The 17,099-nt window shown below is 67.7% G+C and carries 14 protein-coding genes and 2 tRNA genes; 12 read left to right on the plus strand and 4 right to left on the minus strand.

All coding sequences use genetic code 11. The features are described 5' to 3' along the window. Window positions 1-7: 7 nt before the first annotated feature. The 6 genes from ppnN (at window position 8) to JNG39_RS13645 (ending at window position 3,292) form a co-directional block, all read left to right on the plus strand. Window positions 8-1,405 (plus strand): nucleotide 5'-monophosphate nucleosidase PpnN, encoded by a 1,398-nt coding sequence (gene ppnN, locus JNG39_RS13620; RefSeq protein WP_368312144.1) that lies wholly within the window; start codon window positions 8-10, stop codon window positions 1,403-1,405. A gap of 111 nt (window positions 1,406-1,516) precedes the next feature. Continuing rightward, window positions 1,517-1,672, plus strand: a complete 156-nt coding sequence (locus JNG39_RS13625; protein ID WP_368312145.1) for a DUF3309 family protein — start codon at window positions 1,517-1,519, stop codon at window positions 1,670-1,672. Window positions 1,673-1,754: 82 nt separating this feature from the next. After that, a complete protein-coding gene (locus tag JNG39_RS13630; protein ID WP_368312146.1) occupies window positions 1,755-2,405 on the plus strand; it encodes an SOS response-associated peptidase family protein in 651 nt (216 codons plus the stop codon). A gap of 15 nt (window positions 2,406-2,420) precedes the next feature. Continuing rightward, window positions 2,421-2,558: a hypothetical protein gene (locus tag JNG39_RS13635; RefSeq protein ID WP_247368483.1), complete on the plus strand. Its 138-nt coding sequence runs from the start codon at window positions 2,421-2,423 to the stop codon at window positions 2,556-2,558. After that, on the plus strand, window positions 2,555-3,160 hold the full coding sequence (locus JNG39_RS13640) for a DNA-3-methyladenine glycosylase (RefSeq protein ID WP_368312148.1): 606 nt from the start codon (window positions 2,555-2,557) through the stop codon (window positions 3,158-3,160). The genes JNG39_RS13635 and JNG39_RS13640 overlap by 4 nt, the downstream gene beginning before the upstream one ends. Window positions 3,161-3,215: 55 nt before the next feature. Beyond that, window positions 3,216-3,292 (plus strand) — tRNA-Asn (locus JNG39_RS13645). Between the two features lie 45 nt (window positions 3,293-3,337). Here JNG39_RS13645 and JNG39_RS13650 read toward each other — a convergent pair. The 3 genes from JNG39_RS13650 to JNG39_RS13660 form a co-directional block, all read right to left on the minus strand. Further along, window positions 3,338-3,580: a hypothetical protein gene (locus JNG39_RS13650; RefSeq protein ID WP_368312149.1), complete on the minus strand. Its 243-nt coding sequence runs from the start codon at window positions 3,578-3,580 to the stop codon at window positions 3,338-3,340. After that, a complete protein-coding gene (locus tag JNG39_RS13655) occupies window positions 3,556-3,711 on the minus strand; it encodes a hypothetical protein (protein ID WP_368312151.1) in 156 nt (51 codons plus the stop codon). The genes JNG39_RS13650 and JNG39_RS13655 overlap by 25 nt, the downstream gene beginning before the upstream one ends. A 197-nt stretch (window positions 3,712-3,908) precedes the next feature. Then, window positions 3,909-4,406 carry a GspH/FimT family pseudopilin gene (locus JNG39_RS13660; protein ID WP_368312152.1) on the minus strand — a complete coding sequence of 166 codons (498 nt, stop codon included), beginning with the start codon at window positions 4,404-4,406 and terminating at the stop codon, window positions 3,909-3,911. A 130-nt stretch (window positions 4,407-4,536) separates the two neighbouring features. Between JNG39_RS13660 and uvrB the strand changes: the two genes are divergently transcribed. Both uvrB and JNG39_RS13670 read left to right on the plus strand, forming a co-directional pair. Then, the gene (gene uvrB / locus JNG39_RS13665; protein WP_368312154.1) at window positions 4,537-6,561 is read left to right on the plus strand and encodes an excinuclease ABC subunit UvrB; all 2,025 of its coding nucleotides are present in this window, start codon (window positions 4,537-4,539) and stop codon (window positions 6,559-6,561) included. Between the two features lie 57 nt (window positions 6,562-6,618). Beyond that, a tRNA-Val gene (locus JNG39_RS13670) sits at window positions 6,619-6,693 on the plus strand. Between the two features lie 111 nt (window positions 6,694-6,804). On the opposite strand, the gene JNG39_RS13675 is transcribed toward JNG39_RS13670, so the two are convergent. Beyond that, window positions 6,805-7,374, minus strand: coding sequence for a hypothetical protein (locus JNG39_RS13675; protein ID WP_368312156.1), 570 nt, complete (start codon window positions 7,372-7,374; stop codon window positions 6,805-6,807). Between the two features lie 241 nt (window positions 7,375-7,615). Between JNG39_RS13675 and JNG39_RS13680 the strand changes: the two genes are divergently transcribed. From JNG39_RS13680 to recD, 4 genes are all read left to right on the plus strand, one after another. Then, window positions 7,616-8,038 carry a CopD family protein gene (locus JNG39_RS13680; protein WP_368312157.1) on the plus strand — a complete coding sequence of 141 codons (423 nt, stop codon included), beginning with the start codon at window positions 7,616-7,618 and terminating at the stop codon, window positions 8,036-8,038. 67 nt (window positions 8,039-8,105) lie between these two features. Continuing rightward, a complete protein-coding gene (recC, locus tag JNG39_RS13685; RefSeq protein ID WP_368312159.1) occupies window positions 8,106-11,528 on the plus strand; it encodes an exodeoxyribonuclease V subunit gamma in 3,423 nt (1,140 codons plus the stop codon). Next, window positions 11,525-15,172: an exodeoxyribonuclease V subunit beta gene (gene recB / locus JNG39_RS13690; protein ID WP_368312162.1), complete on the plus strand. Its 3,648-nt coding sequence runs from the start codon at window positions 11,525-11,527 to the stop codon at window positions 15,170-15,172. The genes recC and recB overlap by 4 nt, the downstream gene beginning before the upstream one ends. Continuing rightward, on the plus strand, window positions 15,169-17,043 hold the full coding sequence (gene recD, locus JNG39_RS13695; protein WP_368312163.1) for an exodeoxyribonuclease V subunit alpha: 1,875 nt from the start codon (window positions 15,169-15,171) through the stop codon (window positions 17,041-17,043). Before recB ends, recD begins: the two co-directional genes overlap by 4 nt. Window positions 17,044-17,099: the final 56 nt, after the last annotated feature.

Below are 17,099 nucleotides of genomic sequence, written 5' to 3' on the forward strand. Positions count from 1 at the left end.
TAACACCATGAATGCCATCCAGTTCGGGGAGCCGGTCTCCGGCAAGACGGTCAGCGCCCGCGTTTCGCCGGCAGGCGGCCTCGACATCCTCTCCCGCAACGAGGTCGCGCGACTGCGCGACGCGAGCGGGTCCGGGCTGCATCAACTGCTGCGCCGCTGCGCGCTGGCCGTGCTCACCTCGGGCAACCTCTCCGACGATCCGGGCACGATCTTCGAGCAGTACCCCGATTTCGACATCCAGGTGCTGCAGGAAGATCGCGGCATCAAGATCGAACTGAAGAACGCGCCCGAACAGGCCTTCGTCGACGGCCGCATCATCCGCGGCATCAACGAGCTGCTCGTCGCCGTGGTGCGCGACATCGTCTACGTCTCCACGCAACTGGAGAGCGGCGGTTTCGACCTCGACGACACCGTGGGCATCACCCACGCCGTGTTCGAGATCCTGCGCAATTCGCGCATCCTGCGCCCACAGGTCGATCCCAACCTCGTGGTGTGCTGGGGCGGCCATTCGATCTCGCGCGACGAGTACGAATACACCAAGCGGGTGGGCTACCAGCTCGGCCTTCGCGGCATGGACATCTGCACGGGCTGCGGCCCCGGCGCGATGAAAGGCCCGATGAAGGGCGCGACCATCGCCCATGCCAAGCAGCGTCGCAAGGGCAATCGCTACATCGGCGTGACCGAGCCGGGCATCATCGCGGCCGAGTCGCCGAACCCGATCGTCAACAACCTGGTGATCATGCCGGACATCGAGAAGCGTCTCGAAGCCTTCGTGCGCCTCGGCCACGGCATCATCGTGTTCCCGGGCGGGGTCGGCACGGCGGAAGAAATCCTCTACATGCTCGGCATCCTGCTCTTGCCGCAGAACAAGGGCATTCCGTTCCCGCTGATCTTCACCGGGCCGCAGAAGTCGGCGCCGTACTTCGAGCAGATCGACCGCTTCCTTCGCCTGTGCCTGGGCGACGACGTGTCGAAGCATTACCGCATCATCATCGACGATCCCGCCGCCGTGGCCCATGCGATGGTGTCGGGCATCGACAAGGTGCGCAATCACCGCCTCGACAACAAGGACGCCTTCTTCTTCAACTGGGCGCTGGACATCCCGCTGCCGTTCCAGCAGCCGTTCCGTCCCACGCACGAAGCGATGGCGTCGCTGGCGTTGCATCGCGGCCGTCCGCGCCACGAACTGGCGGCGGACCTGCGCCGCGCGTTCTCGGGCATCGTCGCGGGCAACGTCAAGGAGGAGGGCGTGCGCGCCATCGCCGAGCACGGTCCGTTCGTGATCGACGGCGAGGCCGACGTCATGCTCGCCCTCGACGACCTGCTGAAGGCCTTCGTGGAGCAGCATCGCATGAAGCTCCCCGGCGGTACCGCCTATGAGCCGTGCTACGTGGTGCGCACCTGACGCGGCCATCCGCGCGCTGAACGTGACGCCGGGGCTTGGCTCCGGCGTCACGCCTTGTAAACGGTTTCCCGCGCGACCATGCGATCCGTTCAACCAACGGAGGGAAGTCCCATGCTCGTCACCATTCTGCTCGTCGTCCTCGTGATCGCGCTCATCGGCGGCCTGCCGACCTGGGGCTATTCGAGTTCGTGGGGTTACGGCCCCAGCGGCGGTATCGGCGTCGTCCTCGCCATCGTCCTGGTGTGCTGGCTGCTCGGCGTGTTCTGATCCCTACGCGTTCGCGGCCGGGTTCGCCCGGCTGCGACGCATGCACGTTCCGTTGCGCATCGTGTGATCCAGGATGCGCGCCATGGAAGCCTGTTACGAACTCATGCCGCCCTGGGCGGTGACCCGTGGCACACGGAACGCGCTGCGCGACCTGGGCATCGATGCCAGGTCCGCGCTCGGTGCCTACGGCGTATTTCCCCGCATCGAGCCAGGTACCTACGCGCCCGTGGTCTGCTGCGTCGACGGCCATCCATCCCTGCACGGTAAGCGTTGGGGCATGTTGCCCTCGTGGTCGGCCAGGCCGTGGCTCGCCTACCGCACCGCGTTCGTCGACGCCCGCACGGTAGCGGAGCGCCCGGCGTATCGGGAGGCTTTCCTCAGCCGTCGCTGCCTCGTTCCCGCCACGGGGATCTTCGTCATGGGAGCGGAAGGCGAGCGAGGGAGCACCCTGCTTGCACGGCCCCTGCGGGATCGACTGGTCTGCATGGCGGGACTGTGGAACCTGTCGGGCGACGGCGTACTCTCGTACACCCTGCTGGCGCGGCACCTCACCACCACGCGCGAACCGGTGGTCGTGCCGCCTCATGCATGGTCGGCCTGGCTCGCCGGTGATGCGCGGATCGCCCGAGGCGTTCTTGACGACGCGCCGTCGACCGAGCTTCGGTACTATGCATCGACCTACCGCGCGCCGGTATCGTCGCGTGCCTGGGCGGGAGAGGGACAACCCGTCTGAACCACGGAGTCCGTCATGTCGCGTGCCCGCCGCCCCGTCCCCGATACCGAGCGAAAGCCGCCCGGCACCTTCCCGCCTCCGACGGACGACGAGCCGGTGAAGCGGCCCGGTCCCGATCCGGACACCGACGGCGAAGCGCCGGAGCACGCATGACGCCATCGCGGGTTCGCTGGCCGGGCGAGATCATCGCTCGCGACTTCTTCCGGCGCGACCCGCGCCTCGTCGGGCCCGAGTTGCTCAACAAGGTGCTGGCCGTCGCCGACGGGCGGGCGGGGCGCGTGGTCGAGGTCGAGGCCTATGTGGGCGCCATTGACCCGGCGGCCCACACGTTCCGCGGCAAGACCGCGCGAAACGCGGTCATGTTCGGGCCGCCGGGCCACATGTATGTCTACTTCACCTACGGCATGCACTGGTGCGCCAACGTCGTCTGCGGTGACGAAGGGGAGGGTTCAGGCGTGTTGTTCCGCGCGCTGGAGCCGGTCGCCGGCATCGAACGGATGCGCGCCGCGCGGCCGAAGGCGAAGAAGGACCGCGAACTGTGCAGCGGGCCCGCGCGGCTTGCCCAGGCCTTGGGCATCACCGGCGAACAGAACGGCATCGATCTCGTACGCCCGCGAGAGGGGTACGCGATGCTCGACGATGGCGTGCCCGCGCCGGAAAACGTCCCTGGGTCCGCTCGAATCGGAATTCGTGAAGGCACGGATTTGCTCTGGCGGTGGTACGTCGCGGGGAATCCTCACGTATCCAGGTCCTGAGCGATCGCAGACGCTTGACAGCCCCCTCCCATATCCACAAAATACGCAGCTCCCCGCCCGAATAGCTCAGCCGGTTAGAGCACTTGACTGTTAATCAGGGGGTCGTTGGTTCGAGTCCAACTTCGGGCGCCAGATTCTGAAAGGCCGTGCAGCGATGCACGGCCTTTCTTGTTGTCGTTATTCCGTCGGAGCGACGGAGCGCTTGCCCGGCAGCGCCCAAAGGATGCCGCGCGTGATAATCATCGGAAACACCGTGGGATGGTCCTCGCCAGGCACCGTTTGCAGGTCGATGTGCAAGTGCGGGTAATGCCTCGACTGGAGCTCGGTCACGAAACGGCGATTGTCACCGATCATGTCCACGCTTGCGTTGAAGCGGCGGTCGGTCTTGTCCTTACTCAGGGTCTCGAAGCCGCCAAGCACGACTGATCGGCATAGTCGACCGGCAGGCTGACGAAAACCTGGTAATCGCGTCCGAGCTTTCGCGCATGCACCGTGCGGGCCTCGGTGCCGTCGAGCACGTAAGGCGGTATCGACGTGTTGGCGGTCGGCATGGGGGCCGTCGTGGATGCTGGCGTGGAGCGCCCTGGATTCGTCGGTGTCTGTGGCGCGGAGCAGGCCCCCAGGAGGGCGCACGCGATCATGGCGGTCGGCGGACGAGGAGGCATTCCGGTCGATCTCCTGGGGTGTGGACGCCATAGTGACGCACGGCACGTCTATCGGGTCACTCGACGCAGGGCGGTCCGGGCCTTCAGCCTCGTCTTCCCGCGCACGACGTGACGCGGTCGTGTTCGGCGGGCGCGACACGGGCCCGGCCCTCCCGTGCGATGACCACACTCAGGGCAAAGGCCTGCTTGCCCCCCGTGCAGAAGGTGATGGTCTGGTTGTCACCCGTTCCGCCATCCGGGCCGAAGGAGAGCGAGGGGCGCGAGTGGGCACTACGCAGGCGTGTATCCAGGGGTTCACTGCTGGCGGCCCACAAAGGCAGGTATCCGCGCTGCGCCATCCATCCGCCCGCCCAGCCCCGGATGCCCGGGCGGGCCATGACCCTTACCGCCTGGGCGCTGGTCACGGCTTCGAGGCGGGCGTGGTCGAGGTCGTCACGCAAGGCTTCCGCGGCATGGCGGATGCGCCGTCGGTCCAGGGCGTCGGTGAGGGCGGGGACGGCGAGGGCGGCGGTGAGGCCCACGATGACGAGGACGATGAGAAGCTCGACGAGGGTGAAACCTCGGTGGGGACGAGGAGGCATGGGGAACGACACCGTGAAAAAACGCCGAATGCTGGGCGTCCAGGCGGGGGCAGGGGTAGCGGTGCGCTGCGTCACGTCCCGTAGGCGCCGTCGCTTTAAACTTGGCCTTTGAGCCCGCATATCGTCAGCCATGACCGATCGCTTCCAGCTCGTCTCTCCCTACCAGCCCTCCGGCGACCAGCCCAATGCCATCCGCAAGCTCGTGGACGGCTTCGAGGCGGGCCTTGCCGCCCAGACGCTGCTCGGCGTTACCGGATCGGGCAAGACCTTCACGATCGCCAACGTGGTCGCCCAGGTACAGAAGCCGACCATCGTGCTGGCACCGAACAAGACCCTGGCGGCCCAGCTCTATGGCGAGTTCAAGGAGTTCTTTCCGCATAACGCGGTGGAGTACTTCGTGAGCTACTACGACTACTACCAGCCGGAAGCCTACGTGGTGGCCTCGGATACCTTCATCGAGAAGGATTCGAGCATCAACGACCACATCGAGCAGATGCGCCTGGCCGCCACCAAGGCGTTGCTGTCGCGGCGGGACTCGCTGATCGTGGCCACCGTGTCGGCCATCTACGGCTTGGGCGACCCGGAGGACTACATGAGCCTCCGCCTCATCCTTTCCCGTGGCGAGCATATCGAGCAACGCGCGCTGATCCGCCAGCTGACGGAGCTGCAGTACGTGCGCAACGAGATGGAGCTGCGCCGCGGTACGTATCGCGTGCGCGGCGAAATCATCGACGTGTTTCCGGCGGAGTCGGAAAGCGAGGCGTTGCGCATCGAACTTTTCGACGGCGACGTGGAAAACCTGTCGCTGTTCGATCCGCTCACGGGCGAGGTGCTGCGCAAGGTGCCGCGGTACACGGTCTATCCGAAAACCCATTACGCGACCACGCGGCAGAGCGTGCTGAACGCGATGGAGACGATCAAGGTCGAGCTGGCCGAGCGGTTGGAGCAGCTGTATCGCGACAACAAGCTGGTGGAAGCGCAGCGCCTGGAGCAGCGCACGCGTTTCGACCTGGAAATGATGGCTGAGGTGGGTTTCTGCCAGGGCATCGAGAACTATTCGCGGCATATGACGCGGCGTGGTCCCGGCGAGCCGCCGCCCACGTTGTTCGACTACCTGCCGCCGGATGCCCTGATGGTGGTCGACGAGTCGCACGTGACCGTGCCGCAGCTGGGCGCCATGTACAAGGGCGATCGCTCGCGCAAGGAAACCCTCGTGGAGTTCGGCTTCCGCCTGCCGTCCGCCATGGACAACCGCCCCCTGCGCTTCGAGGAGTGGGAACGCCGCAAGCCGCGCGCGATCTACGTGTCCGCCACGCCGGCGAAATACGAACTGGAACAGGCCGACGACAACATCGTCGAACTCGTGGTGCGTCCGACGGGCCTCATCGATCCCGAGGTGGAAGTGCGCCCCGTGCGCACGCAGGTGGACGACCTGCTCGGTGAGATCCACAAGCGCGTCGCCATGGGCGACCGCGTGCTGGTCACCACGCTCACCAAGCGCATGGCCGAAAACCTCACCGACTACCTCTCCGAACACGAGGTGAAGGTGCGCTACCTGCACTCGGACATCGACACCGTCGAGCGCACCGAGATCATCCGCGACCTGCGCCTCGGCGAGTTCGACGTGCTGGTGGGCATCAACCTGCTCCGCGAGGGCCTGGACATGCCCGAGGTCTCGCTGGTGGCCGTGCTCGACGCCGACAAGGAAGGCTTCCTGCGTTCCACGCGCTCACTGATCCAGACCATCGGCCGCGCGGCGCGCAACGTGCGCGGTAAGGCGATTCTCTACGCCGACGAGATCACCGGCTCGATGAAGGAGGCGATGGACGAGACGGCCCGTCGTCGCGAGAAGCAGATGGAGTACAACGCCGCCAACGGCATCACTCCGAAGACGGTGGTCCGGCGTATCGCCGACATCATGGAAGGTGCCCGGGCCGACGTGGGTTCTCGCGGCAAGGGCAAGAGGGGCAAGGAGACGACCCGGAAGGTGGCCGAAGAGGCGGCCGATTACGCCGCGCTCAGCCCCGAGCAGGCCGGCTCCCTGATCAAGAAGCTCGAGGCCCGCATGTACAATCACGCCCAGAACCTGGAGTTCGAGGAGGCTGGGAAGCTCCGTGACGAGATCCACCGCCTCCGGGAAAAGGCCTTGCGCTGATTTTGGGGTCACCCCCTTGCACGAGGGGGTGGCTGCCGCTAAACTGCGCAGCTCTTCGGGCGGTTAGCTCAGCGGTAGAGCACTACCTTGACATGGTAGGGGTCACAAGTTCGATCCTTGTACCGCCCACCACTTTCCTCGATCGGGGAGTGGTCTGAAGAAAAAAGAAAGGAGCCCCGCGGCTCCTTTTTTGTTGCCCCGCTTTCGTTGCCCCGCGCCTGAGTGGGTAAGCGGCGGCAGGCGTCAGCCGCGCACGGCCTCGACGACGTTCGCCAGATCGGTATGCCCCATCATCCTGAGCAAGACCGCGATGATGGCGACCGTGCAGCTCAGGAAAAAGAGCATGGCGCCACCGAACCATAGGGAAAGCTGCAGCTTCGTTGGAAAGGCATCGAGCTTTTCGAGTTTCGCCATGATTGCTTCGAACTTCGCCTCGAACTTGTCGTCCAGGCCCTTGAACTTCGCATCCGACCGGCTTTCGGAGCCGTCGAATTTCGCGTCCATGGCATCGAACTTCGCATCCATGGCATCGAACTTCGCATCCATGGCGTCGAATTTCGCATCCATCGCCTCGAACTTCGCTTCGAATTTCGCGTCCACGGTGTCGAACTTCGCGTCGAGCCTCGACTCCATGGATTCGAACCGCGTGTCCACGGCCTCGAAACCCGCTTCGGCTCGGGCGGACATGCCGGCCAGCGTCGTCTCGATGGAGCCCACGCGGTCGCGGATCACGCGCACGTCGTCGCGCACCTCGTCGAGGTCGCGGCGGACGTATTTCATGTCGACTTCGAGGGTGGCGATTCGGGATTCCATGCCGCCATCATGGGGTGGCTCGCCGGGCGGAACAACGCCGCGCTTGGGCTGACCCCATTTCTTCCCGTGCACGGCCATGAACCTTCCTTTTCGGTTGTCGTATTGCCTTGAGTATTCCCTTAATCCATCGGCCCGGTATGTCGGTGCCGCCCACCGTTCCTTGCCGGTCCGGGGCACAACGCCGCATCCTGCAGCGCTTGTGACCGGCTAAACTGCGGCTTTCCCGGCGGAGTACCCCACGGTGGCCTACCTGATCGTCAAGTCGCTGCACATCGTGTTCGTCATCGCCTGGATGGCCACGGTGTTCTACCTCCCGCGCATCCTGGTGAACGTGACCGAGGTGGCGAACGAACCCGTGGCGGTCAGGGACCGCCTGCACCTCATGGGCCGCCGTCTCTACAAGTTCGGCCACAGCATGTTCGGCATGGCGTTTCTCTTCGGCCTCGTGCTCTGGCTCTATTTCCACATCGCTGGCGGCTGGCTGCACGCCAAGCTCGCGCTCGTGGTGCTGATGCTGGCGTATTTCATCTGGACCGGGCGCCTGCTCAAGCGGAGCATGGCCGGCGGCACCTTGCCCTCGGGCAAGACGCTGCGCCTCCTCAACGAGCTTCCCGTGCTGGTACTGCTGGCCATCGTCTTCCTCGTGGTCGCCAAGCCGTTCTGACGTCGCACCTCCCGAGACCGTGTTCATGCACCATCGATGCGGTCCATCGCCTGCGTAAAGGGAACCCTTGAGCGCCACCGACACCATCGCCCCGGGTCTCATGGTCCTCCACGGCAATCGCCTGGAGGAACTGCGCGACGTGCTCGCCGGCTGGCTGCGCCGTACACCCCTGTCGCCGCTGGAAGACGAGCACGTGCTGGTGCAGTCCAACGGCATCGCGCAGTGGTTTCGCCTGGCCCTGGCGCGAGGCGTCGACGAGGGCGGTCTCGGCATTGCCGCGGCGGTGGACGTCGAGTTGCCCGGCCGCTTCCTGTGGGACGCCTATCGGGCCGTGCTCGGCCGTGAGGCGGTGCCGCCGGAGTCGCCGTTCGACAAGTCGAGACTGGTCTGGCGCCTGATGCGCCTGTTGCCTTCCGTGGCCCGCGAATCCACCTTCGAACCGCTCGCGGCGTTCCTCGGCGACGGCACCGACGCGCGCAAATGCCACCAATTGGCCGAGCGGCTGGCCGACCTTTACGACCAATACCAGGTCTATCGCGCCGACTGGCTGCACGACTGGGCGCTCGGCGACGACATCCTTCGCGACGCGCGGGGCGGCGCGCCCGCCATGGCACCGGCCGATCGCTGGCAGGCGGCGCTCTGGCGCCGGCTGCTCGCCGACGTGGGGCCGGGTGAGGCGGAAAGCCATCGTGCCGCGGTCCATGCACGGTTCCTCGAGGCGGTGGAGCGGGGCGGCGAACGGCCGGCCACGCTGCCGAGGCGCATCGTGGTGTTCGGCATGTCGTCGCTGCCGCGACAGACGCTGGAGGCGCTGTCGGCACTGTCGCGCTGGTCCCAGGTGCTGCTGGTGGTGATGAATCCCTGCCGCCATTACTGGGCCGACATCGTCGACGACCGCGAGCTGCTCCGCGCCGAGCGCCGTCGCCAGCAGGCGAAGCCGGGCATGCCGTCCATGCCGTCGGCCGAAGACATGCATCTGCATGCGCACCCCCTGCTCGCCTCCTGGGGCAAGCAAGGGCGCGATTACATCCGTCTGCTCGATGAGTTCGATCATCCGGATACGTACCGGGAGCGGTTCAGCGCGTGGGACCAGCGCATCGATCTCTTCGTGGAGCCTTCCGGCGCGAACCTGCTGGGACAGGTGCAGCAGGCGATCCTCGACCTGGAGCCGTTGCCTGCCGAACCCGCGACCTGGGCCGTCGGCGATACGTCCATCGCTTTCCACGTCGCGCATTCACCGCAGCGCGAGGTGGAGATCCTCCACGATCAGTTGCTGGCGCGTTTCGAGGCCTCCGTGAGGGCCGGCGATCCGATCCACCCGCGCGACGTGATCGTGATGGTGCCCGACATCGAGACCTACGGCCCGCATATCGATGCCGTGTTCGGCCGCGTGCCGCGCGACGACCCGCGTTACGTGCCCTACAGCGTGGCCGATCGCGCCTCGCGCGGCAGCGTGCCGCTGGTGATGGCGCTCGACATGCTGATGGGGCTGACCGAATCGCGCTTCGGCGCGGGTGAACTGGCCGATCTCCTCGACGTGCCCGCGGTGCGCAAGCGCCTCGGAGTCGGCGACGACGATCTTCCGTTGCTGCATCGCTGGGTAGAGGGGGCGGGTATCCGCTGGGGCCTCGATGCCTCGCAGCGCGCGTCGCTCGGCCTGCCGGCCCTGGAGCAGAACACCTGGGCCTTCGGGCTCCGGCGCATGCTGCTCGGTTATGCGGTGGGCAACGGCGAAGCCTGGGGCGACATCGAGCCTTATGGCGAGGTCGGCGGCCTGGATGCCCATCTGATCGGCCCCCTGGTCGAGCTGCTCGACCGGCTGGGATGCCATTGGCGCGCCCTGGCCGAGCGCGCTTCGCCCGCGGCATGGGCGGCGCGCCTGCGGGCCTTGTTGCGCGATTTCTTTGAGCCGTCCGACGCAGAAGACCGCATGCGCGTGCAGCGCCTGCACGAGGCCCTCGATGCCTGGGAAGCCGCCTGCGCCGGGGCGGGTTTCGACGAGCCTCTGCCCGTCGACGTGGTGCGTGAGGCCTGGCTGGGGCAGATCGACGACGGTGGCCTTTCCAAGCGGTTCCTCGCCGGCGCTGTGAGTTTCGGCACGCTGATGCCGATGCGTGCCATCCCGTTTCGTCTGGTATGCCTGTTGGGCATGAACGACGGCGACTATCCCCGCGCCCGGCCGCCGATGGATTTCGACCTGATGTCCCGCGCGGGCGCGTGGCGCCCCGGCGATCGCTCCCGTCGCGAGGACGATCGCTATCTTTTCCTCGAGGCGCTGCTTTCGGCGCGCGATGCGCTGCACATCGGCTGGGTGGGGCGCAGCGTGCGCGACAACAGCGAGCGCGCGCCGTCGGTACTCGTGGGCCAGTTGCGCGACTATCTCGACGCCGGTTGGCGCACGGAAGAAGGCGAGCGCATCCTCGACGACCTCACCGTCATGCACCCCCTGCAGCCGTTCGGCCGTGCGTATTTCCAGGCGGGCGATCCTCGCCTGTTCACCTACGCCGACGAATGGCGCGAAGCGCATGGCCGACGGGAGCGAATCCCGGACGCCTTGCTTCCGCCTCTGTCGGTCGAACGGCCGATCGCGCTTGCCGTGCTGCGCCGTTTCCTGCGCCATCCCGTCCGGGAGTTCTTCCAGGCCCGCCTCGGTGTGCGCTTCGATGCGCCCGACGTCGCCAGCGAGGAACTGGAGCCGTTCGCGCTCGGCGGACTGGACCGCTTCGCCATGACGGACGCGCTGCTGCGCGCCGCCTGGCGGGACGAGGGCGAGGCAAGCCTCGCGATCGACGCCGCCGCCGCGCGTCTCCAGCGTGCCGGTGCGCTGCCCATGGGCGGCTTCGCCGCATCCGTGCGGCGCGATCTCACCGACGTGGCGGCCTCCGTGCACGCCCGCGTCGCCGCCGAGCGCAAGGCCTGGCCCCGCGACGCCGGCAAGCGGGAAATCCGCCTGGATATCGACGGCATCGTCATCGAAGACTGGCTGTCCGACCTGCGCGCGGATGCCGAGGGGCGTCTCGCGGCCCTGTTGCCGTCGCCGTCGGGCGTGCTCGATGCCGACGGCTCGCCGCGCGCGCATCGTCTCGTGATGCCGTGGGTCGATCACCTCGTCGCCCAGGCGGCGGGACTGCGCGTGGAAACGCGCTACGTCGGTCCCGATGCGACCGTCGCCATGTCGCCGATCGACGCCCATGAGGCGCGGGCGATGCTCGCCGTCCTGTTGAACGAATGGCGCGAAGGCATGGCCCGGCCGCTTCCCGTCGCGGTACGAACGGCGCTCGCGTGGCTGGCGGGGGATATCGACGATGCTTCCCGGCGCGCGCGTGCCGCCTACGAAGGCATGAGCGACCGCGTGCGCGGCGAAGTGGACGGCGACCCTTACCTCGCGCGCGCCTGGCAGGATTTCGATGCGTTGGCGGGCGCCGGCTTCGCCGAGCACCTGGCGCCTTACCGGGATTTCCTGTCCGCCCTGCGCGTGGAGCCGGCATGAACGCCGCCGTCGAAACGTTGAATCCGCTGGACATGCCGCTCGACGGCGTGCGCCTCATCGAGGCCAGCGCCGGCACCGGCAAGACCTGGACCATCGCCGCGCTCTACGTGCGCGCGGTGCTCGGTCACGGCATGGCGCAACCGCTGCTGCCGCCGCAGGTGCTGGTGGTGACCTTCACCGAGGCCGCCACGCAGGAATTGCGCGAGCGCATCCGCACGCGGCTGGTGGAAGCTTCGCTGGCCTTCCGCCAGGGAGGCGGAGGCGACGCCTTCCTCGACGGATTGCTCGCCGATCTTCCCGCCGACACGCATGCCGCCTGCGCGCGCCGTCTCGAACTGGCCGCCCAATGGATGGACGAGGCGGCGATCTTCACCATCCACGGCTGGAGCCAGCGCATGCTGGTCCAGCATGCCTTCGGTAGTGGCCATGCGTTCGCGCAGACCCTGGAGCCGGACGAGACCGAACTGCTGGCCGACTGCGTGCGCGACTACTGGCGACAGGCGTTCTATCCGCTCGACGAGGCCGGGCTGGCGCCGGTGCTGGAAGCATGGACCACGCCGGACGCCCTGCTGTCGGACCTCAGGCCGCTGCTGTTCGGTGGCGAGGCCGTGCTGCGCGTCAACGGCGAGCCGCTAGCCGACGGCGCGGCGATCGGCGACGTCATCGATCGGCGTCGTGCATGGGACGAGGAAGACCGCCGTCGCCTCGACGCCGCCGCCGCGTCATGGCTGGCCGACGCGGAGCGCATCGAGCGGGTCCTCGTCGAGGCGGTGCGCGACAAGGTGCTGCACAACGGCTGGTACAAGCCCGACCGCATGCCCGCCGACATGGCCGCGATGCGCCGTTGGGCGGCGACGCGCGACGCGGCCGGCTTCGACATTGCGCGCTATGGCCTGTCGCGCCTGGCCAAGGCCACGGGCAAGGGCAAGGCGCGCCCGGAGCATCCGGCGTTCGCCGCGCTTGAGCACTGGAGCGAATGGCAGGGGGGCAAGGTCGACGTGCGCCACGCGATCCTCGCCGAGGCGCTCCCGTGGGTGCGCGAGCGTTTCGCCGCGCAAAAGCGCCGCCGTGCGCAGATCGGCTTCGACGACCTGCTGCTGAGGCTGGATGCTGCGCTGACGTCGACCGCGGGCGATACCCTGGCGGCGACGATCCGGCAGCAATATCCGCTGGCGCTCATCGACGAATTCCAGGACACCGACCCGCTGCAGTACCGCATCTTCCAGGCGGTCTACGCGAACGCGCCGGACACGGGCCTGCTGCTCATCGGCGATCCCAAGCAGGCGATCTACGCCTTCCGCGGCGCCGACATCCACACGTACCTCGCTGCGCGCACGCATACGCGGGCTCCGCATTACGGCCTGGATACCAACCATCGCTCCAGCCTGGGCATGGTCGAGGCGGTGAATGCCGTGTTCTCCCATGCCGAGTCGCACGCGACCGGCGCGTTTCATTTCGCCGATCGCGGCCTGCCATTCGTGCCGGTGAAGGCGCGGGGCAGGGCGGAGCGTTTCGTGCTCGACGGCCAAACGCAACCGGCCCTCCGCTTCTGGCTGCTCGACGACGAGGCGCCGATCGGCGTGCGCGCCTATCGCGACCAGATGGCCGCGGCCTGCGCGAGCGGCATCGTGCGCCTGCTGGAAGCGGCGAAGGAAGGACGCTGTGGATTCCTGACGGACGAAGGTCGACTGCAGGCGCTCGTGCCCGCCGACATCGCCATTCTCGTGCGCAGCCACAACGAGGCACGGGAAATCCGCGACGCGCTGGATGCGCGCGACGTGCGCAGCGTGTTCCTTTCCGACCGCGATTCGGTACTCGACAGCGTCGAGGCCGTCGACGTGTCGTTTTGGTTGCGCGCGGTGGCGGAACCTTCGTCCGACACGGCGATGCGCGCCGCGCTGGCGACGCGCACGCTGGACCTCGGTTACGGCGAGCTGGAACGGCTCAACACCGACGAGGGCCACTGGGAGCGGCGTGGCCAGCAATTCTTCGCCTTGCGTGAGGTCTGGCGGAAGTCGGGCGTGCTGGCGATGCTGCATCGCCTGCTCCACGATTTCGACCTGCCCGGACGCCTGCTTGGCGCGAAGGGAGGCGAGCGCAGCCTCACCAACCTGCTGCACCTCGCCGAGCTGTTGCAGCAGGCGGCCTCGACCATCGAAGGCGAGCAGGCGCTCATCCGCCATCTCGCGGAGCGCATCGCCGATCGTGCCGGCCATACCGGCGACGAGCAGATCGTGCGCCTGGAGAGCGATGACGACCTGGTGAAGGTGGTGACCATCCACAAATCCAAGGGGCTCGAATACCCGCTGGTCTTCCTGCCCTTCGTCTGTGCCGCGGGTGGCTTGCGCGCGGGGCAGGGCTATCGTTACCACGACGGCGAGGGCTCGCAGATCGAATTGCTCTCCGCCAGCAACGATGCCGCGGGCGATGCGGTTCGCGAGGCGAAAGAAGCCGCCGAGCGGGCGGCGCTGCAGGAAGACCTTCGCCTTCTCTACGTCGCCATGACCCGTGCGCGCCACGCGTGCTGGATGGGCGTCGCGCCGGTCTGCTACAACGCGGCGCGCAAACCGCAGGTGCACCGTTCGGCGTTCGGCCACCTGCTCGCGGGCGGTGCCGAGATCGACAACGGCATGCTGGAAGGCCTCCTGCGACGCATGGCGGGCGATAGCGAGGCGATCGCCGTGGAATACATGCCCGCGCCGTCCGACGATCGCTACGCTCCGCCGCAGGTGGATTCGCGGCCGTTGCCGGCACGCGTGCCGGTCGCCGTGCGTGCCGAGCCGTGGCGCATCGCCAGCTACAGCGGGCTGCGCTACGACGAGGCGGTCGCGCCGGAGACGGCGGCGGACGACGTCATCGTGGAATACGAGGCCGAGGCGGTGGTGGAGCCGTTGCGTGCCGAGACGATCCACGGCTTTCCGCGTGGCGCAGACGCCGGCACGTTCCTGCACGACCTGCTCGAATGGATCGCGGAAGAGGGCTTTTCCGCCATCGCCGCCGATCCCGCGCGGCTGCGCGACATGATCGCGCGCCGTTGCGAACGCCAGGGCTGGACGCACTGGATCGACGTACTCCATGCATGGCTGCAGTCCCTGCTTCACACGCCGCTGGCCTTGCCCGGCGGAGACGCTTTCGCGCTGGCCGCGCTGGATGACCCGTCGCGCTACCGTGCCGAGCTCGAATTCCTTTTCGAGGCGCGCCACGTGGATACCCTGGTGCTGGATCGCATCGTGCGCGAGCACACCCTGGACGGTGAACCTCGCATGGCCCTGTCGTCCGATCGCGTGAACGGCATGCTCAAGGGGTTCATCGATCTCATCGTGGAACACGAAGGGCGCTGGTACGTGATCGACTACAAGTCGAACTGGCTGGGTACCGATGAACGTGCCTATACACCTGCGGCGATGCGCCGCTCGATCCTGGGATCCCGCTACGAGCTGCAATACGCGCTCTACCTGCTCGCATTGCATCGCCTGCTTCGTTCCCGGTTGGGCCGCGATTACGATTACGATCGCCATGTCGGCGGCTCCGTGTATCTCTACCTGCGCGGCGTCGACGGCGACGGTCACGGGGTGCATGTGGAGCGACCGACGAAAGCGATGATCGATGCGCTCGACATGCTGTTCGACGGAGGGCGCGCATGAGCCTCGACATCGACACCTGGCTCGACGCCGCCGTTGACGAAGGGCGCCTGCGCCCGATCGACCGCGCCTTCGCGCGTTTCCTGGCGACGCTCGACGCGTCGGCGGGGCCGCGCGTACTCGCGGCCGCCGCGCTTGCGAGCCGGGAATTGGGCGACGGCCATATCTGCATCGATGTCGAGGCGCTCGGGCAGAGGGAGCCCTGGCTCGTCGACGCGCCGGACTGGCTCATGGGGTCGCCCCTGGTGGCGGGTCCGGCGGGCGATCCCGCCGCGCCGCTGGTGCTGGAGGGCGGGCTGCTTTACCTGCGCCGCTTCTGGCGCGACGAGGTTCGCGTGGCCGAGGCCATCGTCGGCCGCCTGGCGCCGGCCGATACGCCCGCCGAACTGAAAGACGAGCTGTCGCGCCTTTTCCCCGGCGGCGGCGACACGCCCGATTGGCAGAAGATCGCCTGCGCCGTCGCCGCTCGCGGTACCTTCACCGTGATCACCGGCGGCCCCGGCACGGGCAAGACCACCACGGTGGTGCGACTGCTCGGCCTCTGGCAGACCCTGGCCCATCGTCGTGGCGAGCCGCGACTGCGCATCCGCCTGGCGGCACCGACCGGCAAGGCGGCCGCCCGTCTCAATGCCTCCATCGCGGGACAGATCGAGCGACTGGATGTCGATCCGGCGGTGAAGCAGGCGATCCCCGCCGAGGTCGCCACCTTGCATCGGTTACTCGGCAGCCGGCCCGACAGCCGGGCGTTCCGTCACGATCGCGACGACCCCCTCCACCTCGACGTGCTCGTGATCGACGAAGCGTCGATGATCGACCTCGAACTCATGGCCGCGACGCTCGACGCCTTGCCCGCCGGGGCGCGCCTGGTGCTGTTGGGCGACAAGGACCAGCTGTCGTCCGTGGAGGCCGGTGCCGTGCTGGGTGATCTCTGCGCCCGTGCCGATGCGGGTCACTATGACGCCGACACCTGTCGCTGGCTCGCCGCCGTCTGCGGCATGGACGTATCGCCCTGGAGCGACGGGGACGCCCGAGCTCTCGACCAGCGCGTGGTGATGCTGCGGCACAGCCACCGTTTCGGCGCGGAAAGCGGCATCGGCGAACTCGCGTCGGCGATCCATCGTGGCGACGCGGCGGCGGCCCGGCGCGCGTTCGAGTCGTCCACGGGTGACATCGCCATGCATGCGCCTTCGGCGGCGGCCATCGCGACGCTCGCCATCGAAGGACGGGACGGGGCGCCGGGGTATCGGGCCTGGTTCGACTGGATCGAACGCGAACGGCCCGCGGCCGACGCGCCTTTCGCTTCCTTCGAGGCATGGGGATCCCGGGCATTGCGTGCCCATGCGCGCTTCCAGTTGCTCTGCGCGTCCCGCCACGGCGATCACGGCGTCGTGGGACAGAACGAGCGCATCGCGCAGGGGCTGGTCGAGCGCGGCTACGTCGATGCGGGGCGCGACTGGTACGAAGGCCGCCCGGTGATGGTCACCCGTAACGACTACGCGCTGGGACTGATGAACGGCGACGTCGGCGTCACGCTGTGGATTCCCGACGGGCAGGGCGGCATGGCTTTGCGCGTGGCTTTCGGCGTGATGGACGAGCACGGTCGCGAGCGCGTGCGCTTCGTCGTGCCCAGCCGACTGGCCGCCGTCGACACGGTGTACGCGATGACGGTGCACAAGTCGCAGGGCTCCGAATTCGAGCACACCGCCCTGGCGTTGCCGGCGGAGCCCTCACCCGTCTTGACGCGGGAGTTGCTCTACACGGGCGTGACCCGCGCGCGGACGCATTTCACGCTGCTGGCGGGAGGCGACATCGTGGCGTATGCCATCGGCAGGAAAACGAAGCGGGCCTCCGGGTTGCTCCGCCGCCTGCTCTGACGGTATTCGCCGTCGCCGGATGGCCCCCCGCTCGCTGGGAACGTTGCTACTGGAAG

It is taken from the genome of Luteibacter sp. CQ10 (assembly GCF_040900725.1).
Lineage (GTDB): Bacteria > Pseudomonadota > Gammaproteobacteria > Xanthomonadales > Rhodanobacteraceae > Luteibacter.